The sequence below is a fragment of the Mesorhizobium sp. WSM4904 genome (assembly GCF_029674545.1).
Classification (GTDB): Bacteria; Pseudomonadota; Alphaproteobacteria; order Rhizobiales; family Rhizobiaceae; genus Mesorhizobium.
In genome coordinates this window covers 2,076,534-2,096,175 of sequence record NZ_CP121354.1, presented here as the reverse complement: position 1 = coordinate 2,096,175, position 19,642 = coordinate 2,076,534, and the positions used below count along the sequence as shown (strand labels likewise).

At 65.5% G+C, this 19,642-nt stretch carries 19 protein-coding genes; 10 read left to right on the top strand and 9 right to left on the bottom strand.

What is annotated here, in order from left to right; all coding sequences use genetic code 11:
- Nucleotides 1-10: 10 nt before the first annotated feature.
- From QAZ47_RS09960 to QAZ47_RS09950, 3 genes are all read right to left on the bottom strand, one after another.
- The gene (locus QAZ47_RS09960) at nucleotides 11-799 is read right to left on the bottom strand and encodes a DeoR/GlpR family DNA-binding transcription regulator (RefSeq protein ID WP_278233116.1); all 789 of its coding nucleotides are present in this window, start codon (nucleotides 797-799) and stop codon (nucleotides 11-13) included.
- Nucleotides 800-1,011: 212 nt separating this feature from the next.
- On the bottom strand, nucleotides 1,012-2,307 hold the full coding sequence (locus QAZ47_RS09955) for an FAD-binding oxidoreductase (protein ID WP_278233115.1): 1,296 nt from the start codon (nucleotides 2,305-2,307) through the stop codon (nucleotides 1,012-1,014).
- A 2-nt stretch (nucleotides 2,308-2,309) separates the two neighbouring features.
- Nucleotides 2,310-3,680, bottom strand: coding sequence for a glutamine synthetase family protein (locus QAZ47_RS09950; RefSeq protein WP_278233114.1), 1,371 nt, complete (start codon nucleotides 3,678-3,680; stop codon nucleotides 2,310-2,312).
- 603 nt (nucleotides 3,681-4,283) lie between these two features.
- On the opposite strand from QAZ47_RS09950, the gene QAZ47_RS09945 reads away from it, so the two are divergent.
- A complete protein-coding gene (locus QAZ47_RS09945; RefSeq protein ID WP_278233113.1) occupies nucleotides 4,284-4,601 on the top strand; it encodes a GFA family protein in 318 nt (105 codons plus the stop codon).
- Nucleotides 4,602-4,619: 18 nt separating this feature from the next.
- Here the strand turns inward: QAZ47_RS09945 and QAZ47_RS09940 are convergent, their stop codons facing one another.
- The 5 genes from QAZ47_RS09940 to QAZ47_RS09920 all read right to left on the bottom strand — a co-directional run bounded on the left by QAZ47_RS09940 (nucleotide 4,620) and on the right by QAZ47_RS09920 (nucleotide 9,420).
- A complete protein-coding gene (locus QAZ47_RS09940; RefSeq protein ID WP_278233112.1) occupies nucleotides 4,620-5,381 on the bottom strand; it encodes a glucose 1-dehydrogenase in 762 nt (253 codons plus the stop codon).
- Nucleotides 5,382-5,392: 11 nt separating this feature from the next.
- Entirely contained in the window at nucleotides 5,393-6,205 is an 813-nt protein-coding gene (locus QAZ47_RS09935) for an ABC transporter permease (RefSeq protein WP_278233111.1), read from the bottom strand.
- Complete coding sequence (locus tag QAZ47_RS09930) at nucleotides 6,205-7,068, bottom strand: ABC transporter permease (protein ID WP_278233788.1); 864 nt, start codon at nucleotides 7,066-7,068, stop codon at nucleotides 6,205-6,207. Before QAZ47_RS09930 ends, QAZ47_RS09935 begins: the two co-directional genes overlap by 1 nt.
- A 74-nt stretch (nucleotides 7,069-7,142) precedes the next feature.
- Nucleotides 7,143-8,306 carry a spermidine/putrescine ABC transporter substrate-binding protein gene (locus QAZ47_RS09925; RefSeq protein WP_278233110.1) on the bottom strand — a complete coding sequence of 388 codons (1,164 nt, stop codon included), beginning with the start codon at nucleotides 8,304-8,306 and terminating at the stop codon, nucleotides 7,143-7,145.
- Nucleotides 8,287-9,420, bottom strand: coding sequence for an ABC transporter ATP-binding protein (locus QAZ47_RS09920; protein WP_278233109.1), 1,134 nt, complete (start codon nucleotides 9,418-9,420; stop codon nucleotides 8,287-8,289). Before QAZ47_RS09920 ends, QAZ47_RS09925 begins: the two co-directional genes overlap by 20 nt.
- Before the next feature lie 118 nt (nucleotides 9,421-9,538).
- Here QAZ47_RS09920 and QAZ47_RS09915 point away from each other — a divergent pair, with 118 nt between their 5' ends.
- Nucleotides 9,539-10,351, top strand: a complete 813-nt coding sequence (locus tag QAZ47_RS09915) for a LuxR C-terminal-related transcriptional regulator (protein WP_278233108.1) — start codon at nucleotides 9,539-9,541, stop codon at nucleotides 10,349-10,351.
- On the opposite strand, the gene QAZ47_RS09910 is transcribed toward QAZ47_RS09915, so the two are convergent.
- Complete coding sequence (locus QAZ47_RS09910) at nucleotides 10,329-10,982, bottom strand: GntR family transcriptional regulator (RefSeq protein WP_278207811.1); 654 nt, start codon at nucleotides 10,980-10,982, stop codon at nucleotides 10,329-10,331. The genes QAZ47_RS09915 and QAZ47_RS09910 overlap by 23 nt on opposite strands.
- A gap of 337 nt (nucleotides 10,983-11,319) precedes the next feature.
- Between QAZ47_RS09910 and QAZ47_RS09905 the strand changes: the two genes are divergently transcribed.
- Genes QAZ47_RS09905 through atzF form a run of 8 tightly spaced genes read left to right on the top strand, consistent with a single transcriptional unit; the run spans nucleotide 11,320 to nucleotide 19,627 of the window.
- Nucleotides 11,320-12,447 (top strand): BMP family ABC transporter substrate-binding protein, encoded by a 1,128-nt coding sequence (locus QAZ47_RS09905; RefSeq protein ID WP_278206561.1) that lies wholly within the window; start codon nucleotides 11,320-11,322, stop codon nucleotides 12,445-12,447.
- A gap of 22 nt (nucleotides 12,448-12,469) precedes the next feature.
- Complete coding sequence (locus QAZ47_RS09900) at nucleotides 12,470-13,612, top strand: ABC transporter permease (protein WP_278206559.1); 1,143 nt, start codon at nucleotides 12,470-12,472, stop codon at nucleotides 13,610-13,612.
- On the top strand, nucleotides 13,612-14,538 hold the full coding sequence (locus QAZ47_RS09895; protein ID WP_278206558.1) for an ABC transporter permease: 927 nt from the start codon (nucleotides 13,612-13,614) through the stop codon (nucleotides 14,536-14,538). Before QAZ47_RS09900 ends, QAZ47_RS09895 begins: the two co-directional genes overlap by 1 nt.
- A gap of 40 nt (nucleotides 14,539-14,578) precedes the next feature.
- Nucleotides 14,579-15,280 (top strand): isochorismatase family cysteine hydrolase, encoded by a 702-nt coding sequence (locus QAZ47_RS09890; RefSeq protein WP_278233107.1) that lies wholly within the window; start codon nucleotides 14,579-14,581, stop codon nucleotides 15,278-15,280.
- 10 nt (nucleotides 15,281-15,290) lie between these two features.
- A complete protein-coding gene (locus QAZ47_RS09885; RefSeq protein WP_278233106.1) occupies nucleotides 15,291-16,823 on the top strand; it encodes an ABC transporter ATP-binding protein in 1,533 nt (510 codons plus the stop codon).
- The gene (locus QAZ47_RS09880; RefSeq protein ID WP_278233105.1) at nucleotides 16,823-17,491 is read left to right on the top strand and encodes an isochorismatase family cysteine hydrolase; all 669 of its coding nucleotides are present in this window, start codon (nucleotides 16,823-16,825) and stop codon (nucleotides 17,489-17,491) included. Before QAZ47_RS09885 ends, QAZ47_RS09880 begins: the two co-directional genes overlap by 1 nt.
- Nucleotides 17,484-17,834 (top strand): cupin domain-containing protein, encoded by a 351-nt coding sequence (locus tag QAZ47_RS09875; RefSeq protein ID WP_278233104.1) that lies wholly within the window; start codon nucleotides 17,484-17,486, stop codon nucleotides 17,832-17,834. The genes QAZ47_RS09880 and QAZ47_RS09875 overlap by 8 nt, the downstream gene beginning before the upstream one ends.
- A complete protein-coding gene (atzF, locus tag QAZ47_RS09870; RefSeq protein WP_278233103.1) occupies nucleotides 17,831-19,627 on the top strand; it encodes an allophanate hydrolase in 1,797 nt (598 codons plus the stop codon). The genes QAZ47_RS09875 and atzF overlap by 4 nt, the downstream gene beginning before the upstream one ends.
- The last annotated feature ends 15 nt before the right edge of the window (nucleotides 19,628-19,642 follow it).

Genomic DNA, 19,642 nt, shown 5'->3' with positions numbered 1-19,642 from the left:
CGATATCCATTCAGTCTCCGGCAAAGACGTGCAGTTCGCCGCCTGCCTCGTCGACGGCGGTGCGCAGCTCGGCCGCTGGCTCGCTGTCGGTGACGACGTCGGAAATATCGCTCAGCGCACAAACGCGTTCCAGGCTGCTGCGGCCGAATTTGTCGTTGGTGACGACCAGCATCGTCGACAAGGATCGGGCCATCATCGCGCGCTTCACGGCGGCCGCGCCCGAAACCATGTCGCTCGGCCCCTCGGCATTGACGGCCGACGCGCCGATGATCGCCACATCGGCATTGTAGCGGCGCACGAACTCGACCGTGTCCTCGCCAAGCACGGCAGCCTCGCGCCCGTCATAGGTGCCCGGGCAGAGGATGACACGGAAGCTCTGGTTGGCGCCGGCGACCGATGCGATGCCGACCGAGTTGGTGATGAGGGTGATATCTCGCCGCAACTGGGAAAGGCTGCGCGCGACCTCGTAGGTCGTCGATCCGCCATCGATCATCACGATGCGGCCGTTCTCGACCAGGCTCGCGGCACCGCGCCCGATGCGGGCGCGCTCCTCGACCAGGGTGAGGCCGCGTTCGGCGATCACCGGTTCGGACGTCATCAGCGAGATCGTCGCACCGCCATAGGTGCGGTTGATGAGCCCCGCTTCGCCGAGCTCGATGAGATCGCGTCGGATGGTCTCGCCGGCGACGCCGATGCGCCGGGCGAGCTTCGAGATGCGGATCGACGCCGAGCGCCGGACTTCCGACAGGATCAGCTCATGTCGCTCCTTCTTCGTCAGCCGTCCAGGCTCGATATTCATCGCTCTTCCTTCCCGGGATTTCGTTCCCGGCCTCAGGACATTAGCCACGCCGGGAAAGGGAAAGCCAGCCCAGGGTCTGTTGAGATTGAGGTCAGGCCGAGCCGAAAATGATGGCTTCCGAGAACCGGAGCGGAGCATACTCAAAGTACGTGAGCACCGGAAGCGCAGGAAGCCACCATTTGCAGGCCGCCTCACCTGAATATCAACAGACCCTAATGTCTCAGCCGATCGCGCATTGCATACCACAGCATGCCGAGCACATAGAGCGGGCCGCGCAGCGCAGTGCCGCCGGGGAACGGCAGCGGCGTCAGCGTCGAGAACAGGTCGAGCCGCGAGGCGTCCCCCGTGATCGCTTCCGCGAGCAGTTTGCCCGACAGCGTCGACAGGATGGCGCCCTTGCCGGAATAGCCATGCGCGAAATAGACCTCGCCGTAGTGCCCGACATGCGGCAGGCGTGACGTCGTCACCGACACCAGCCCGCCCCAGGCGTGATCGATCCGGCAGCCTCCGAGCTGCGGGAAGGTCTTTTCCATATGCGGCCGCACGAAACCGGCAATGTCGGCCGGCGGCGAAGGCGTATAGCGCTCGCCGCCGCCAAACAGCAGCCGGCCGTCCGCCGACATGCGGTAATAGTTGACGACGAAGAGCGTGTCCGAAACCGCGACATTGGACGGTATGACATTGCGCCCGCCCAAAGGCTCGGTGGCAACGATGTAGTTGCCGATCGGCATGATGCGGCTGTTGACGCGCGGCTCGAGCCCTTCCAGCAGCGCATCGCCGGCCAACACGACATGACGCGCGCGGACCGAACCCTTGTCGGTGAAGACCCGGATGGACGGCTCGCGCTCCAGCCGGACGGCGACCGAGTTCTCGTGGATCATAACGCCGGCGCCGACTGCGGCGCGCGCCAGCCCCAGCGTATAGTTCAGCGGATGCATGTGGCCGCCGAGCCTCTCGAAGACCGCGCCCTGATAGGGCGTGTCCACCATCTGCCGCGCCTGCGCCGCCGACAGGACCTCGACATCGGTAAAGTCCATAACCTTGGCGAGGCACTCTGCCTCTTCCTCGAAGTCGCGCATGTCGGAGCCGTTGACCGCGCCGACCAGATGACCGGTCAGGCGCAGGTCGCACTCGATGCCGTGGCGCTCGATGATGTCGAGCACCAGCCCGCGTGCCTCGAAGGCGAGGTCGAACAGCGCCTTCGCCCGTTCCGGCCCGAACGCCTTGACCAGCCCCTTGGCGCCCCTGCGCAAGCCGGGGATCATCTGGCCGCCATTGCGGCCGGAGGCGCCCCAGCCGATCTTGCCGCCTTCGAGCAGCACCACCTTCAGGCCGCGTTCGGCCGCGTGAAGTGCAGCCGAAAGCCCGGTGCAGCCGCCGCCGACCACTACGAGGTCAGCCTCGACGTCGCCGATGAGTGGCTGATGGTCCGGCGCCGGATTGGCGGTGGCGACATAGTAGGATTTGCCGATATCGAGACCGGAATTGAAACCTGTCGAACGAGCCATGGTCACACCTTGAGCAGCAGATGGTCGCGTTCCCACGACGTCACGACAGTCTGGAACAGATCGAGCTCGACGCTCTTCACGCGCAGATAGGTCTGGAAGAAATCCTCGCCGACCAGCGCCCGCACCGGCTCGCAGGCGGCGAAGCGGTCGAGCGCTTCCTCCATGGTTTTCGGCAGCGTGCTCTGGCTTCGATAGGCATTGCCGAAAGCTTCCGCCGAGCGGTCGAGCTTCTCCTCGATGCCGAGATAGCCGGCGATCAGCGAACCGGCCATGGCGAGATATGGATTGGCGTCGGCGCCGGGAAGCCGGTTCTCGACCCGCCGAGCCGCCCGCCCGCCTATCGGCACGCGCAGGCCGCAGGAGCGGTTGTCATGCGACCATTCGATGTTGGCCGGCGCGCTGTGCCCAGGCCGGATTCGGCGATACGAGTTCACGTTGGGTGCAAACAGCGGCATGATTTCAGGGATGTATTTCTGCAGGCCGCCGATGAACTGCGCGAACATCGCGCTATCCTCGCCGTCTTTGCCGGCGAACAATGGCTCGCCGCTTTCGTCGACGATCGACATGTGCAGATGCATCGAGCTGCCGGCCTGCGCCGCGATCGGCTTCGCCATGAAGGTGGCGTGCATGCCGCTCGCCTGCGCCGCCTGCCGCGCCATGCGCTTGAACAACAGCACCTTGTCGGCCAGCGCCAGCGGATCGCCGTGCAGGAAGTTGATCTCGAGCTGCGCGGTGCCGGATTCGTGGATCAGTGTGTCGAGCGGCAGGCCGGCGATGGCGGCGTGGTCGTAGAGGCGCCGCGTCACCGTTTCGAATTCCTCCAGCGCCTGCATGTCGTAGGGATGCTGCACGCTTTCCGGCCGGCCGTTGCGTCCGACCGGCGCGGTCAGCGGCCGATCCGGATCTGGATTTGGCGCCGTGAGGTAGAATTCGAGCTCCGGCGCCATCACCGCACGCCAGCCGCGCCGGCGGTAGAGATCGAGCACGGCCCGCAGCACATGGCGCGGCGAAGCCATCCAGGGCCGGTCGTCCATGTGGAACGTATCGGCAAAGACATAGGCCTTACCGGAGCCGCCGCCGGGCGCAAGGCTGAGCGTCGAAAGGTCGGGCACCATGCGCATGTCGGGGTCTTGATAGGCGAACCCCTCGTCGATGGAACCGGAATAGCGGCCGTCGATGGCGACCAGGAAGGCGCTGCTCGGCAAATAGAGCGCCCGGTCCTCGAGCGACTTGAGGAACTTGGCCGCCGGCAAAGCCTTGCCGCGCAGCACGCCGTTGACGTCGGGAACGAGGCACTCGACCTCGTTTATTCCATGCGTGGTCAGCCAGCTTTGCGGATCGGCGCTGCTGGAAAAGTCTTGTTTGTCAGGCATCGGTCATGTCCGTACGAAGGAGAAATCGCTTCGGCGGGCACGTCCGTTTCGGTTTGAGCGTTAAATAAGCTGCGTTATCTGAATGACGGACGCCCGCCTGATGGCCGGCCGAGAGGCCGGAATGAGCGTCCCTGCTACCCCCTCGGTCCAGCCGTCACGAACGACGTGCGAGCCGACCTTGGTCTCCTCGGCGCGTTGCAGGTTCTCGTGCCGGCAACAGCGCATGATTAGTGACACCCCGCCGAAGCGCGGTTTCTTGCGGCCGAAACTGAAAGCGGCCGAGAGCGGGAAAGCCTTTTTGCCACTTGCACGGCAAGCCTCGTCAAGGAACCTGGCCTATGGTTTGACCGATCGTCGCTCCCAGCGCAAGCCCGGCCCTCGGAACAAGGCCCGCATTAGCGTCGAATGGCCGTAAGGAACCGGATGCTGCCTTTGATGTTCCCGAACAGAACGATCTTCAACACGACCGGGAGCGACAGGATGGAAAGCAGAATCGAAACGGGGGCATGTTTTTGCGGTGCGGTCGCCGCCGAGATGCAAGGCGATCCTTTCTGGATCTGCTTCGACCATGATGACGACTGCCGCCGGGCGATCGGAAGTCCCATGACCATCTGGGTCGGTTACCGCCCGCGCCAGTTCCGGCTGACCCGCGGCCAGCCCCGGGAATTCTCGAAGACCCGAGGCGTCGTTCGCGGCTTCTGCGAAAAATGCGGCACCTCGATCACCTATCGCGACGAAGGGCTGAGCGACGAGCTCTATGTCACCATCGGATTCCTCGATCATCCGGAGCGGTTCCGGCCACAGGCGCATGCCTATTGGCGCCTGCGGCTGCCTTGGCTGGAATTCCCCGACCGTCTGCCGCGCATCGACACCTATTCGCGACGCCGCGATCCGGCGTTCCGCAATCCCGCCGACCGGTAGGAGCTTCGCCAAAGAACCTCAGCCGATGCTCTCGCCGCCATCGACGACCAGCGCCTGGCCGGTCATGAAGGACGAGCGGTCGGAGACGAGGAACAGGATGGCTTCGGCGATCTCCTCCGCGCTCGCCCAGCGCCCCATCGGGATCTTGGTGCGGACATAGTTTTCGATCGCATCGCGCCCGCCCATCTGGGCGATGAACGGCTCGTTGAACGGCGTGTCGACCCAGCCTGGGCAAAGCGCGTTGATGCGCACATTGTGCCTTGCATAGTCGAGCGACATCTGCCTGGTCATTGCCACCACGGCATGCTTGGACGTGGCATAGGCAATCATCTCGCGGTCGTAGAAGACGCCGGAATTCGAGGCCGTGTTGAGGATCACCCCGCCGCCCTGCGCGATCATCGAAGGCATGACGGCTTTCGCCGCCAGAAACTGCGCCCGCACATTGATCCGCCATGAGGCGTCCATGCCGCCGGTGCTCACTTCCGTCAGCGTGCCGCCGACCTGGATGCCGGCATGGCTGTGCAGGATGTCGATCCGTCCGTGCTTGTCGAGCGTTCCGGTTATGAGGCCCTCTACCGCCGTGTCGTCGCCGACATCGGTGGCGACCGCTTCGGCGCGGCCGCCGGCTTCGCGGATATCCGACGCCGTGGCTTCGCCGGCCGCCGGATCGCGGTCGGCGATCACCACGACCGCCCCTTCCCTCGCCATGATCATGGCGCCGGCGCGTCCGATCCCCGACCCGGCGCCCGTCACCACGGCAATGCGATCTTTCAAAATCATGGGCTTGTCTTTCAACGCGATGGTTTTCGTCGGCCGAGTTGCGATTGCGCGAGCAGGACGAGCAGGACCGAGGCGGCGAGCACGATCGTGGCGACGGCGTTGATCTCCGGCGTCACGCCGCGCCGGATCGAGGCAAAGACGTAGATCGGAAGCGTCGTCTGAGCGCCGGCGACGAAGAAGGCGATGATGAAATCGTCGAAGGAGAAGGTGAAGGCGAGCAGGAAGCCGGCGATCATCGCCGGCATGATCTGCGGCAGCACGATCGAGCGGAACGTCGTCAGCGGCGTGGCATAGAGATCGCTCGATGCCTCGACCAGGTTGCGGTCGAGGCTGCCGAGCCGGGTGCCGACGATCATCGTCACCAGCGCCATCGAGAACAGGCCGTGCGCGGCGATGATCGAGCCGTAGCCGAGCGCGAGGCGCGGCGGCTGGTCGGTCGGCCACAGCGAAGCAAGGAACGGATTGACGACGGCGAAGAGCTGCACCAGCGCCACCAGCGTCGAGATGCCGATGACCACGCCTGGAACGACGATGGCGGCGCCCAGCAGCGCATCGAAGAGCGCTCGCATCCGCGCGCCGACGCGCTGCAGCCCAAGCGCCGCGGCCGTGCCGCAGACGGCCGCCAGCAGCGCGCTGGTGGTGGCGATGAACAGGCTGTTCTTCAGCGCCTCGACCAGGAACGGATTGGACAGCGCCTTGCCGTACCATTGCGCCGAGAAGCCGGTGAACTCGCTGGCGTGCTGACCGGCATTGAAGGAGAACAGCACGACCAGCGCGATCGGCAGATAGAGGAAGGCAAAGACGGCAACGACGAAGGCGCGCATCAAATCAGGTCCACGCGGCGGGCGCCCGAAAGCCGGGTCGAGATGCGGTTGGCGACGATCAGCACCACCACCGAGACCGCAACCAGCGTGATGGCGATCGCCGATCCGAACGGCCAGTTGCGCGACTGCAGGAAGAGATCGACCAGCGCGTTGCCGATGAAGAACACCTTGCCGCCGCCGAGCAGCGTCGGGATCAGGTATTCGCCGAGCAAGAGGATCATCACCAGCGAGAAGCCGGTCATCACGCCGGGTAGCGACAGCCTGAGCGTCACGCCGAGGAAGGTCGACAAGGGCGTCGCGCCGAGATCGGCGGAGGCTTCCAGCAGCCGGCGGTCGAGCCGCTCGAGGCTGACATAGATCGGCAGGATCATCAGCGGCAGATAGCCGTAGACGATGCCGAGCAGCACCGCGCCCGGCGTGTTGATGAGTCTCAGATCCTCGATGCCGACATAGGCGAGCAGGGCCGGAATGCCGCGCCCGCCGAGGATGTACATCCAGGCATAGGTGCGCATCAGCAGGCTTGTCCAGAACGGGATGACGATCAGCGCGAGCAGGATCAGCCGCCAGCGCTGCGGCGCCCGCAGCGCCAGATAATAGGCGACCGGGTAAGCGACGATGAGGCAGGCGAGCGCGCCGACCGGCGCCAGCACCATGGTGTTCCAGAAGGCTGTCGCCCGCGCCGGCAGGTTGGCGTATTGCGCGAGCGTCAGCGCGGCCTGGTAGCCGCCCTCGGGCGCCCGCTCGCCGACGCTGAAGATGGCGATGGCCACGAAGGGCAGGACCAGGAACACGACAAGCCATAGCGTCGCCGGAGCGAGCAGCAGCGCCGTCAGGAAATTCTTGCGAAAGAGACTGCCGCGCATCGAGAAAGCCGCTTCGGGACCGGCGGACATTTGCCCGCCGGTGGTAAGAACTTGACTGGAGTTGGTCCCTTGCCTCACGCGGCCTTGAAGCGCGCCATCAGCTCGGCGCGACCCGGATCGGTAAGCGTCGCCGCGGCGCCGAACTCGAGCGGCTTCAACAGGTCGGCCGCCGGATAGAGGATCGGATTGTCGAGCACCTCTTTCGGCAGCAGCGCGTTGACCCGCGCGTCGGTCGAGGGCGCGCCGTTGGCCAGATGCTCCTTCACCGCGACCTTCGGGTTCATGAGATAGTTGAGCAGCGCATAGCCGGCGGGCTTGTTCGGCGCATCCTTCGGGATGGCGTAGAAGTCGGTCCAGATCTCGCCGCCCTCCTTGCCGAGCACATAGGCGATCTCGGGGATGTCGCGGTGAAGCTGCGCGCCGTCATTGGTCCAGCACATCGTCATCCAGGCATCGCCCGCGCGCATTCCCGGCTGGTAGTCGCTCGACACCGCGAACAGATGCGGCTTGACCTTGAGCAGCAATTCCTCGGCCTTGGCGAGCTCGTCCTGCTTCAGCGAGTTGAAGGAATAGCCGTAATATTTCAGCGCGTTGCCGATCGTGGTGAGCTGGTAGTCGTGCACCATGGTGCGGCCGTCGGCCTCGGTCATCGCCGTATCCCAGAACTCCTTCCAACTCGACATCGGCTTCGTGAGCTTCTTGGTGTTGACGGCGAAGCCGGTCGTGCCCCAGTTCTTCGGCACGGCGTAGATCGTGCCGTCGATCGTGCCTTCCGCGGTGAAGCGCGCATCTTCCTTGGTGCCGTCGAAATTGCCGAGCTTGGCCATGTCCAGCGGCTCGATGATGCCGAGCTTCTTGTAGGTCGAGATCGTATAGTTGGTCGGCACGAACAGGCTCCAGCCCGAGCCGCCGGCCTGCAGCTTGGCCAGCATCTCTTCGTTCGACCCGAAGACGTTGACCTCGACGGCCACACCCGTCTCGGCCTTGAAATTCTCGAACGTCGCCGGGTCGTGATAATTTGGCCAGGTGGCGATCGACATGCGGTCGCCGAGGCTCTCGGCGGCAAAGGCCGGCGTCGGCATGATGCCGAGCTCGCGCGCCATCACCGCGGTCGCGACGCCAAGACCGGTAAGGCCGAGGAAGTCGCGACGGCTGATCGAGCCGCGCTTCAGGCGCATCAATTGATCGACGAATTTTTCGGGGCTTATCGGCAGTCCGTCACGATAGGATTTCGACATGGTCTTCCCTCTGGTTGGTCCCGTTGTTCTCAGGCTGCGGAAACGCCAGCGGCGCTCCGACGGCAAAGCCGATGGCGACGGGTTCGCCCGGCTTGAAAAGATTGCCCTGGCCGATCGCGTGATCGGCCTTGGCGAGCAGTGATCCGATGCCCTGGACCTCGATCGCGTATTCGGCTGTCGAGCCCAGAAAAATCCGGTTGCGGACGACGCCCTTCAGGCTGCCGCCTCCCAGTGCCGAGAGGCTGAGCGATTCCGGCCGCAAACTGACGGATACCGCCTCGCCGGGGCTAAGCGGCGCCCGCTTGCGCGCGGAAATCACCGTGCCGTCGGCAAGCGCGACGTCGACGAGGCCGCGGGAGAGCCCGGCCACCTTGCCGCTCAAGAGATTGGTCTTGCCGACGAAGTCGGCGACGAAGAGATCGGCCGGCTCGTCATAGATCTCGCTTGGCTGGCCGATCTGGACGACGCGGCCGCCATTCATGACGCAGACGAAGTCGCTCATCGACAGCGCTTCCTCCTGGTCGTGGGTGACCAGCACGAAGGTGATGCCAATCTCGCGCTGCAGGTTCTGCAGCTCGATCTGCATGTCGGTGCGCAATTTCTTGTCGAGCGCCGCCAGCGGCTCGTCGAGAAGAAGCACCGCCGGCTTGTTGACCAGCGCGCGGGCGAGCGCGACACGCTGCTGCTGGCCGCCGGAAAGCTCGTGGATCTTGCGGCGTCCGTAACCGGCGAGTTGCACCATCGCCAGCGCCTCGCCTGCCTTTGAGGATATCTCGCGCGACGACAAGCGCGGCCTCGCCTGGCGCAGGCCGTAGGAGATGTTGTCCTCGACATCGAGATGCGGAAACAGCGCATATTGCTGGAACACCATGTTGACCGGGCGCCGGTAGGGCGGCGTTCCGGCCATGTCGCGGCCGCGGATCAGCACCTGGCCCTCGCTCGGCTGCTCGAAGCCGCCGATCATGCGCAGGCACGTCGTCTTGCCGCAGCCGGACGGACCGAGCAGCGCGACGAAAGCGGAAGGCGGGATGGCAAGGTCTATGCCGCTGACCGCCGTGACGGCGCCGTAGCGCTTGGTGACCGCGCGAAACTCGATATCGGGCACTGCAGTCAAGCCACGGGCTCCAGCGACAGCGTGAGGCAATGTCGTGACGCTAGCAGAGCCAATGGCAGCTAGTATATACCTCGCAGGTGGTATATTTAGCCGATTTTATCGTTCAGAGGGGTACGAATTGGCCACCTCCCGCAGTGATGACTACAACGCTTTAGCTGCCGTCATCGCCGCGACGCGCGAGACCGGCGGCGACCATTTCGGCGAGGCGATCGTCGGCTGGCTGCGCGGACATGTCCGCTTCGACCATTGCGTGATCTTCGGCTATCGGGGTTCGGCGCGGCCGCCGCTCTTGTTCGAGACCTTCTCGCCGGCCGAAAGCCACATCTTTGTCGCGCTCTATCAGGAAGGGCCTTATCTGCTCGACCCCTTCCACCACGCCGCGGTCGAGCGCAAGGAAGGGTTCTGGCGCATGCGCGAGCTGGCACCGGACCGCTTCTATGCCAGCGAATACTACCGCTCCTATTACAGCCAGACCCGGCTCGCCGAGGAGGTGGGCTTCTTCGTGCCGCTGGCCGGCAAGGATGCGCTGGTGCTGTCGCTGATGCGACTGCGCGCATCGGGGCCGTTCGGAACCGCCGACGCCAGGCTGCTGCGCGACATGGCGCCGGCGGTGGTCGGCTTCTGCAGACTGCGCTGGCCGACTTTGCCCGCCGACGAAGTCGCGGTTCCGCCGCCGGGCGAGACCGTCGCGACGGCCAATGAATTGGATCGCGCCCATATCTGGAAGAGCCTGTCGCTGACCTCGCGCGAAAAGCAGGTCGTCGACCTTGTGCTCCAGGGCCATTCGACGGAATCGATCGCCAGGGCGCTCAGGATCGTGCCCGGGACGGTCAAGGTCCACCGCCGCAACATCTACCGCAAGCTCAAGATAAAGTCGCAGGCAGGCCTCTTCGCGCGTTTCGTCGAAATCATCGACGCGCGGATCGGCTGACCTTCGGTTCCATCGGGTCGACGGCCGCGAACACCGCGCTCGCCTCGCTGACGATCGATACATGATCGCGGGCGGCCTTGCCGGCAGCCGCCGCATCGCCGCGCATGATCGCGGTAACGATCACATCATGCTCCTGCCAGGACTTGGCCAGCCGGCCCGGCAGCATGAACTGCGCGCGCCGGAACGGCGCCAGCCGGCTGCGGGTCGCCACGGTCAAATCGTGGATATGCGTGTTGTGGGCGCCGCGATAGAGCCTGCTGTGGAACTCGGTGTTGAAATACTCGTAGTCCTCCTCGGCGCGGAGCTGCACGAGCCGCGCCGATGCCTGATGCTCCATCTCAAGCGATCGACGCTCGGCAGCGGTCATGCGCTCGGCCGAGAAGCGCGCGCAGATCGCTTCCAGCTCGGCCATGCTCTCGAACATAGAGGCCAGATGTTCCTGCGTGATCACCGCGACGATGGCGCCCCGGTTGGGCCGTCTTTCGACCAGCCCCATCGCGCTCAAGTGACCGAGCGCCTCTCGGACGGGCGTGCGCGAGACGTCGAAACGGGCGGCGAGCGAGATCTCGTCGAGCCTTTCGCCGGGGCGCAGATAGCCGGTGACGATGCGGTCCGCGATCGCCCTCACCATCTGATCCACGGTCGTGCCCGACCTGACCAAGCGCTTTCCCGACACGCCTCCTCCCGTCCGGCTTCTCATACCCGGACCCGCGGCCTTGGGGGCCTGCGGGCTGATTTCGACTCAAGTCGCATCTCTGTATGCCTAGATTTTGGCCAACATGTCAAATTGGCCATTTCTCAGGCAAAAAGTGCATGCACTTGCCTCGCATTTATGCAGACCCGCTAAAGTCATCTATTGATTTTATTACATAAAATATCGCCATGAAACTGGCATAGCGATTGCATGCACTTTCTTGACGAGACGTTAACCGACCCGCGCCGGGTCCAAGAAAGGGGAGCATTCGAAAATGACCGAGAGATTCATGCTTAGCCGCCGCGACCTGCTCAAGACCTCCGCCGTCGGAGCGGCTCTCGGTCTGGCCTCGGCAGCCTTTCCGATCCGCGCCGCGCGCGCCGCCTCCGCGACCGTCGGCTTCATCTATGTCGGCCCGAAGGACGACTATGGCTACAACCAGGCGCATGCCGAAGGGGCTGCGACGCTGAAGGGCATCGAAGGCATTTCCATCGTCGAGGAAGAGAACGTTCCCGAGACGGTCGACGTCCAGAAGACGATGGAATCGATGATCAATCTCGACGGCGCCTCGCTGATCTTCCCGACTTCATTCGGCTATTTCGATCCGCATATGCTGGCCATGTGCGCCAAGTTCCCCGACGTGCAGTTCCGCCATTGCGGCGGCATGTGGAACAAGGACAAGCATCCGATCAACGCCGGCTCCTATTTCGGCTATATCGGCATGGGTCAGTACCTGAACGGCGTCGTCGCCGGACACACCACCAAATCGAAGAAACTCGGCTTCGTCGCCGCCAAGCCGATCCCGCAGGTGCTGCTCAACATCAACTCCTTCCTGCTCGGCGCGCGCTCGGTCGATCCGGCGATCACCTGCCAGGTGATCTTCACCGGAGAATGGTCGCTGGCGGTCAAGGAGGCCGAGGCCACCAACGCGCTGGTCGACCAGGGCGCCGACGTCATCACCTGCCATGTCGACAGTCCCAAGGTGGTGGTCGAGACGGCCGCCGGGCGCGGCGCCTTCGTCTGCGGCTACCACGCCAACCAAAGTCCGCTGGCGCCGGAAAAATATCTGACCGGCGCGGAGTGGAACTGGGCCAAGGTCTACAAGATGTTCGTCGACGATCTCGTCGCCGGCAAGCCGCTGCCCAATTTCACGCGCGGCGGCCTGGCCGACGGCTTCGTCAAGATGAGTCCGCTCGGGCCCGCCGTCGGCGAAGCCGCGCGCAAGCAGTTCGACGCCACGCTGGCCGAAATGATGAAGGGCGGCTTCTCCGTCATCAAGGGACCGCTGAAGAGCAACAAAGGCGCCGTCGTCGCCACCGAAGGCCAGGCCTTCGTCGAGACAGCCATCGAGCTCGAAAGCATGGACTATCTCGTCGAGGGCGTCGTCGGCTCGACCGCCTGAGCGGGCCAAGGGAGACGAGGCGATGACGGAAGCGGTGAGCGGTACGGACGTGCGGGCCATCCTCGATGCGAGGGGATACCGAACGGCGCTCGAATGGATCGCCAGGCGGGCAGAGGCCTTCGTCATTCCGCTCGCCGCGCTGGTCGCCGGCATGCTGCTGTTCAGCCTGTTCATCGCGATGGTCGGCAAATCGCCTGTCCAGCTCTACGAGACGATGTGGCGGGGCGGCTTCGGCTCCTGGTTCTCGATCCAGAATTCGCTGTCGCGCGGCGCGCCACTCTTGCTTGCGGCACTCTGCGTGGCGCTGCCGGCGCGCCTTGGCCTGGTCGTCATCGGCGGCGAGGGCGCGATCGTGCTCGGCGGCGTCGCCGCGGCCGCCATCGGCGTGGCGCTGAACGGCGCGCCGTCTTTTCTCGTCATCCTCCTCATGGGCGTGGGGGGCGTGGCCGCCGGCGGCATCTGGATAGGTGCCGTCGGCGCGTTGCGTCACTACCGCGCCGTCAACGAGACCATCTCCAGCCTGCTGATGGCCTATATCGCCATCGCACTGATGAACCATCTGGTGGAAGGGCCGCTGCGCGACCCCGCCTCGCTCAACAAACCCTCGACCCAGCCGCTGGCCGATATCTACCGCGTCGGCAACATCCCGGGCATGGAAGTGCACTGGGGCCTCGTCGTCGGCATCCTCGCCTGCGTGCTCTCCTGGCTGCTGATCGAGAAGACCCGCTGGGGCTTCGCCGCCCGCATCGCCGGCGGCAATGTCAGAGCGGCGCAGGTGCAGGGGCTTGCCGTCGGTCCGCTGATCGTCGGCTTCACCGCGCTGGCGGGCGGCTTCGCCGGCCTTGCCGGCATGCTCGAGGTAGCGGCCGTGCAGGGCAGCGCCAACGGCTCGCTGGCTGCCGGCTACGGCTATACCGGCATCCTCGTCGCTTTCCTTGCCCGCCACAATCCGCTTGCCATCATCCCCGTCGCCTTCCTGCTTGGCGGCATCGACGCGTCCGGCGGGCTCATCCAGCGCCGCATGGACCTGCCCGACGCGACCGTTCTGGTGCTGCAGGGCATGCTGTTCATCGTCATCCTGTTCAGCGAGACCTTCTACGGCCGCTTCAAGCTCTTCAATCCCGACCTCTGGCAGAGGCCCGATTCCTTGAAGGGGACTGTCTGATGGAAGCCATCGACATCGGCCTCTGGGGCGTGCCGCTCGCCATGCTGGGCGGCGCTATCCGCGTGTCCACCCCCTTCATCTTCGTCTCGCTCGGCGAAGCCATCACCGAAAGCTCGGGCCGCATCAATCTCGGCCTCGAGGGCACGCTGGTGTTCGGCGCCATGAGCGCCTATGCGGTGGCGGTGATGACCGGCTCGCCATGGCTCGGCCTTTTGGCGGCGGCGGTCGCCGGCCTCTGCTTCGGCCTCTTCCACGGCTGGATCTGCAAATTCCCGAAGGTCAACGATATCGCCATCGGCATCGCCCTGATGCTGTTCGGCACCGGTCTCGCCTTCTTCTTCGGCAAGCCCTTCATCCAGCCTTCGGCGCCGGACCTGCCGGCGATCCCCTTTGGCGCTTGGTCCGACATCCCTCAGGTGCAGGCGGCGCTCAACGTCAACGTGCTGTTCCTTATTGGTGCCGCGCTCGCGGCTTTCCTCTGGTGGGCGTTCCGCAACACGCGCATCGGCCTGATCGTGCGCGTGGTCGGCGACAGCGCCGATGCCGCGCGCGCCATGGGCCTCGACCCCAACACGGTGCGCCTGCTGGCCACCGGCGTCGGCGGTGCGCTGGCCGGTATCGGCGGCGCCTATCTGTCGCTCTATTATCCCGGCAGCTGGACCGAGCGCATCTCGTCGGGCCAGGGGCTGATGGCGGTGGCGTTGGTCATCTTCGCCCGCTGGAACCCGCTCGGCTGCTTTGCCGCCGCGCTGCTGTTCGGCGGCGCCGGCGCGCTCGGCCCGGCGCTGCAGTCGGTGGGCGTCACCCAGGGCTACTACCTCTTCTACGCCGCGCCCTACATCCTCACCCTCGTCATCATGATCGCCACCTCGTCGCCGAGCCGCACGCTCGCCGGCGCTCCAGGCGAACTGTCGATCACCAAATGACCGCGCACCACGTGCCGCTCGCGAGACCGGAGTTTTTGCCATGAACGCCAGAGCCGAGATCACCCAGCGCTACATCGACGCCGATCCCTATCCCTGGCCCTACAATGGCGATCTGCGGCCGGACAACACGGCGCTGATCATCATCGACATGCAGACCGATTTCTGCGGGCCTGGCGGCTATGTCGACCATATGGGCTATGACCTGTCGCTGGTCAGGGCGCCGATCGAGCCGATCAAATCTGTGCTCGCCGCCATGCGGGCGAAGGGCTACACCATCATCCACACGCGCGAGGGCCATCGCCCCGACCTCGCCGACCTGCCGGCCAACAAGCGCTGGCGCTCGCGCCGCATCAATGCCGGCATCGGCGATCCCGGCCCCTGCGGGCGCATCCTGGTGCGAGGTGAACCGGGCTGGGACATCATCCCCGACCTCTACCCGGCCGAGGGCGAGCCGATCATCGACAAACCGGGCAAGGGCTCGTTCTGCGCCACCGACCTCGAATTGATCCTCAACCAGCGCGGCATCGAGAACATCGTGCTCACCGGCATCACTACCGATGTCTGCGTGCACACCACCATGCGCGAGGCCAACGATCGCGGCTTCGAATGCGTGATGCTGGAGGATTGCTGCGGGGCGACCGACTACGGCAACCATCTGGCGGCGATCAAGATGATCAAGATGCAGGGCGGCGTCTTCGGCGCCGTCTCGAATTCGGCCGCCCTCGTCGCCCAACTGCCGTGAGGAGCCGGCGATGAGCGGAACTCTCCACCGCGAGGCGATCGGCGTCGAGACCATCGGCATGACCATGCGCTTCGGCGGCTTCACCGCGCTCGACGACGTCTCAATCAAAGTGCCTGCAGGCTCCTTCCACGCCCTGCTCGGCGAGAACGGCGCCGGCAAGTCGACGCTGGTCAAATGCATGATGGGTTTCTACCACCCGACGTCGGGCGACATGATGGTCGACGGACGCGAGGTGACGATCGCCAGCCCCAGGGATGCCTCGGCGCTCGGTCTCGGCATGGTCTATCAGCATTTCACGCTCGTGCCTTCGCTGACCGGCGCCGAGAACCTGGTCATCTCGCGCGAGAAGGTGCCGGGCGTCATCGACTGGCGCAAGGAGCGCACAGCACTTGCAGCCTTCATGGAGCGCATGCCCTTCAAGCTGCCGCTCGACGTCAAGGTGGCCGAGCTCGCCGCCGGCGAGAAGCAGAAGCTGGAGATCATCAAGCAGCTCTATCTCGGCCGCAATTTTCTGGTGCTGGACGAGCCGACATCAGTCCTCACCCCGGGCGAGGCGCAGGAAGTGCTTGGCCTGGTGCGCGGCATGACGAAGGCGGGCGACCTCACCGTGCTGATGATCTCGCACAAGTTCCACGAGGTCACGGCATTCGCCGACGACATCACGGTGCTGCGCAAGGGCAGGCTCACCGGAACCGGGAAGGTCTCGGATCTTTCGCGCAGCGAAATGGCGGCGATGATGATCGGCGACCAGCCGATCGCCGCGCTCGACAGCCGTGCCGAGCCGAAGCCGGATGCCGAGATCGTGCTCGAGGTCAGGGCGCTGAAGGCACCGGACCGAACCGGCCTCAAATCGATCAACATCGCCGAGCTCGGCGTGCGCTCCGGCGAGATCGTCGGCATTGCCGGCATCTCGGGCAACGGCCAGAAGGAGTTCCTGGAAGTGCTGGCCGGACAGCGCGCCAGCGAGGCGGGCGAAGTCGTGGTTCGCGGCACGGCCTATGCTGCGACACGCGCGGAGGCGCGTGCGCTCAACGTCCGCCTCATCCCGGAGGAGCCGCTGAAGAATGCCTGCGCGCCGAGGATGACGGTCGCCGAGAACATCGCCTTCCGCACCTTCGACGTCGATGGCAACGGCAAGCCGGTGAGCTGGATCAACGCCGGCGCCATCAAATCCTTCAGCGCCCGGCTGGTTGAGCAGTTCAAGGTCAAGACCGCATCGCTCTCCTCGCCGATCGCCTCGCTGTCGGGCGGCAATGTGCAGCGCGCCGTGCTCGCCCGCGAGCTCACCGGCGAGGTCGACCTTTTGATCGTCTCCAACCCTTGCTTCGGCCTCGACTTCTCCGCCGTCGCCGAAATCCGCGCCCGCATCATGAAGGCTCGCAACGCGGGGGCCGCGGTGCTCCTGATGTCGGAAGATTTGGATGAGCTCCTGGAGCTCTCGGACCGCATCCTCGTCATGTCCGACGGCGCGCTCGTCTACGAGACGCCGATCGCGCAGGCGAGCGTGCAGACGATCGGCGAGCACATGGCGGGGCACCACTGATGGCAAAAATCGAAGCGCTGCCTTTCGCCTTTGCCTTCGAGCCGCAGTCGACGGCGCTTATTGTCATCGACATGCAGCGCGACTTCGCCGAGCCCGGCGGTTTCGGCGCCAGCCTCGGCAACGACGTCAGCCGGGTGACCGCGATCGTGCCGACGGTGAAGAGGCTGATCGAAGGTTTTCGCGCCGCCGGCCTGCCGGTGATCCACACCATGGAGTGCCACAGGCCCGACCTTTCGGACCTGCCGCCAGCCAAGCGCAACCGCGGCAACCCGTCGATCCGCATCGGCGATGTCGGCCCGATGGGCCGCGTCCTGATCGCCGGCGAGCCAGGCACGGCGATCCTCGATGAGCTTGCGCCTCTACCCGGCGAGATCGTCATCGAGAAGCCCGGCAAGGGCGCCTTCTACGCGACCGGCCTCGGCGATGACCTGAAGCGGATCGGCGCCCGGCAGCTGGTCTTCGCCGGCGTGACGACAGAAGTCTGTGTGCAGACGACGATGCGCGAGGCCAACGACCGCGGCTATGAGTGTCTGGTCGCCGAGGACGCGACGGAGAGCTACTTTCCCGAATTCAAGACCGCCGCGCTCGCCATGATCAAGGCGCAGGGCGCGATCGTCGGCTGGACGGCGACCACCGACCAGGTGCTCGAGGGAATTGCGAATGCCTAATCTTGCCTTTGCCGGCCTTGTGGACGGTGGCTGGCGCGATCTGGCGTTCGAGCCTTTCCGCGACGGCGTGACGGTGCACTGGCTTCTCAAGGGCAGGCCGGTCGAACCGTCCGTGGCGGTCCTTAAATATCAGCCGGGCGCCGGTGTGCCGCGCCACCGCCATGCCGGGCTGGAAACCATCGTCGTGCTGGAAGGCACCCAAAGCGACGAGAACGGCGACTATCCGGCAGGCAGCGTGATCCTCAATCCGGTCGGCACCGAGCATTCGGTGTGGACGAAAGCCGGCTGCGTCGTGCTGATCCAATGGGACCTGCCGGTGATCATTCTGGGGGAGACGAAATGAGCGACATCCGCTTCGACATCGGCAGCCTGCATGCGGCCTACCTGGCTGGCACCGGCATAGCCGAGGTGATCGATACGGTGCTGGCCCGCGTCGAGGCGGCGGGCGATCCCGGCATCTTCATCCACCTTGCGACGAAAGCCGTGATGCTGGCCGAAGCCGAAGCGCTCGGCTCGTTCGACCCAGTGACCAAGCCGCTCTGGGGCATCCCCTTCGCCGTCAAGGACAACATCGATGTCGCCGGCATGCCTAGCACGGCCGCCTGCGCTGAATATGCTTACACGCCGGACAAGGATGCGACGGTCGTGGCGAAGCTCAAGGCGGCGGGCGCCCTGGTCGTCGGCAAGACCAATCTCGACCAGTTCGCCACTGGCCTCGTCGGCGTGCGCACGCCCTGGCCGATCCCGAGGAATGCGATCGATCCTAAGCTCGTGCCCGGCGGCTCCTCCTCCGGCTCCGCGGTGGCGACGGCGCGCGGCATCGTCTCCTTCGCGCTCGGCACCGACACCGCCGGCTCGGGCCGCATTCCGGCCGGCCTCAACAACATCGTCGGGTTGAAGCCAACCGTTGGCGCGCTGTCGACGGCGGGCGTGGTGCCGGCCTGCCGGACGCTCGATTGCGTCTCGGTTTTCGCGCTGACGGTCGACGACGCCTATGCGGTGTTCTCGGCCGCCGCGACGCACGATGCCGCCGATCCTTATTCGCGCGACATCGCCGTCCAGCCACTCGCCCCCCGCCCGCCGGTGCTGAATGTCGGCATCCCGGCCAAGGCCGACTTGAAATTCTTCGGCGACACATCGATGCAGGCGGGCTTAGAGGCCGCTCTCGCTGCCCTGGAGACGCACGGCGCCAGGCTCGTCGAGATCCCGTTCGGCGACTTCTATGCGACGGCCGACCTGCTCTATGAAGGCGCCTGGGTCGCGGAGCGCTATGCGGCGATCCGTGATTTCTTCGAGGCGAATGAAACAGCGCTCCATCCGGTGACGCGCAAGATCATCGGTGGCGCCAGAAACCTGTCGGCCGCCGACGCCTTCCGCGGACTCTATGCCCTGCAGGCCTGCAAGGCGCGGCTTGCCCCGGTCATCGCCTCCGTCGATCTTCTCTGCGTGCCGACGGCGCCGACCCACTACACGGTCGATGCCGTGCTTGCCGATCCGATCGCCACCAACAGCCGGCTCGGCACCTACACCAATTTCGTCAATCTCCTCGACATGTGCGGCATCGCCGTGCCGGCCGGCACGCGCGACGACGGCCTGCCGATGAGCGTTACGCTTCTGGCCGCCGCCGGCCGGGACGGCCTCGTCGCGGCGGTCGCGCGCGACCTGCATTCGGCGAGCGGCCTCGCCCTCGGCGCGACCGGGTGGCGGCAGTCGAGCGCGCGCCCAGCCAGCGCATCGGCCGAGGATGGCATGATCGAAATGGTTGTCGTCGGCGCGCATCTTTCGGGGATGCCGCTCAATTGCCAGCTCAAGGAAGCTGGCGCGCGTTTCTGCCGGGCGACGACGACGACGCCTTCCTACAAGCTCTATGAGCTTGCCGGCCAGACCACGCCAAAACCGGGACTGATCCGCGTCGCAGGCGGCGGCACCGCGATCGAGGTCGAGGTCTGGCGGCTTTCTGCCGAGGCATTCGGCCGCTTCGTCGCCGCCATCCCGCCACCGCTCGGCATCGGCACCATCGAGCTCGACGATGGAACATCGGCGAAGGGTTTTCTGGCCGAGACCGCCGGTCTGTCGGCGGCAACGGATATCTCCGCCTATGGCGGCTGGCGCAGTTTCCTCGCGAGGACCCAGTAAGCACAACGACAGCCG

Coding starts and splice junctions, on each gene's coding strand:
- QAZ47_RS09910 (WP_278207811.1), bottom strand. CDS start 10,982: ATGGTGAGGGCGATCGCGGACCGCATCGTCACCGGCTATCTGCGCCCC.
- QAZ47_RS09905 (WP_278206561.1), top strand. CDS start 11,320: ATGACCGAGAGATTCATGCTTAGCCGCCGCGACCTGCTCAAGACCTCC.
- QAZ47_RS09940 (WP_278233112.1), bottom strand. CDS start 5,381: ATGATTTTGAAAGATCGCATTGCCGTGGTGACGGGCGCCGGGTCGGGG.
- QAZ47_RS09880 (WP_278233105.1), top strand. CDS start 16,823: ATGGCAAAAATCGAAGCGCTGCCTTTCGCCTTTGCCTTCGAGCCGCAG.
- QAZ47_RS09955 (WP_278233115.1), bottom strand. CDS start 2,307: ATGGCTCGTTCGACAGGTTTCAATTCCGGTCTCGATATCGGCAAATCC.
- QAZ47_RS09900 (WP_278206559.1), top strand. CDS start 12,470: ATGACGGAAGCGGTGAGCGGTACGGACGTGCGGGCCATCCTCGATGCG.
- QAZ47_RS09895 (WP_278206558.1), top strand. CDS start 13,612: ATGGAAGCCATCGACATCGGCCTCTGGGGCGTGCCGCTCGCCATGCTG.
- QAZ47_RS09875 (WP_278233104.1), top strand. CDS start 17,484: ATGCCTAATCTTGCCTTTGCCGGCCTTGTGGACGGTGGCTGGCGCGAT.
- atzF (WP_278233103.1), top strand. CDS start 17,831: ATGAGCGACATCCGCTTCGACATCGGCAGCCTGCATGCGGCCTACCTG.
- QAZ47_RS09945 (WP_278233113.1), top strand. CDS start 4,284: ATGACCATCTGGGTCGGTTACCGCCCGCGCCAGTTCCGGCTGACCCGC.
- QAZ47_RS09960 (WP_278233116.1), bottom strand. CDS start 799: ATGAATATCGAGCCTGGACGGCTGACGAAGAAGGAGCGACATGAGCTG.
- QAZ47_RS09885 (WP_278233106.1), top strand. CDS start 15,291: ATGAGCGGAACTCTCCACCGCGAGGCGATCGGCGTCGAGACCATCGGC.
- QAZ47_RS09935 (WP_278233111.1), bottom strand. CDS start 6,205: ATGCGCGCCTTCGTCGTTGCCGTCTTTGCCTTCCTCTATCTGCCGATC.
- QAZ47_RS09890 (WP_278233107.1), top strand. CDS start 14,579: ATGAACGCCAGAGCCGAGATCACCCAGCGCTACATCGACGCCGATCCC.
- QAZ47_RS09950 (WP_278233114.1), bottom strand. CDS start 3,680: ATGCCTGACAAACAAGACTTTTCCAGCAGCGCCGATCCGCAAAGCTGG.
- QAZ47_RS09925 (WP_278233110.1), bottom strand. CDS start 8,306: ATGTCGAAATCCTATCGTGACGGACTGCCGATAAGCCCCGAAAAATTC.
- QAZ47_RS09930 (WP_278233788.1), bottom strand. CDS start 7,068: ATGCGCGGCAGTCTCTTTCGCAAGAATTTCCTGACGGCGCTGCTGCTC.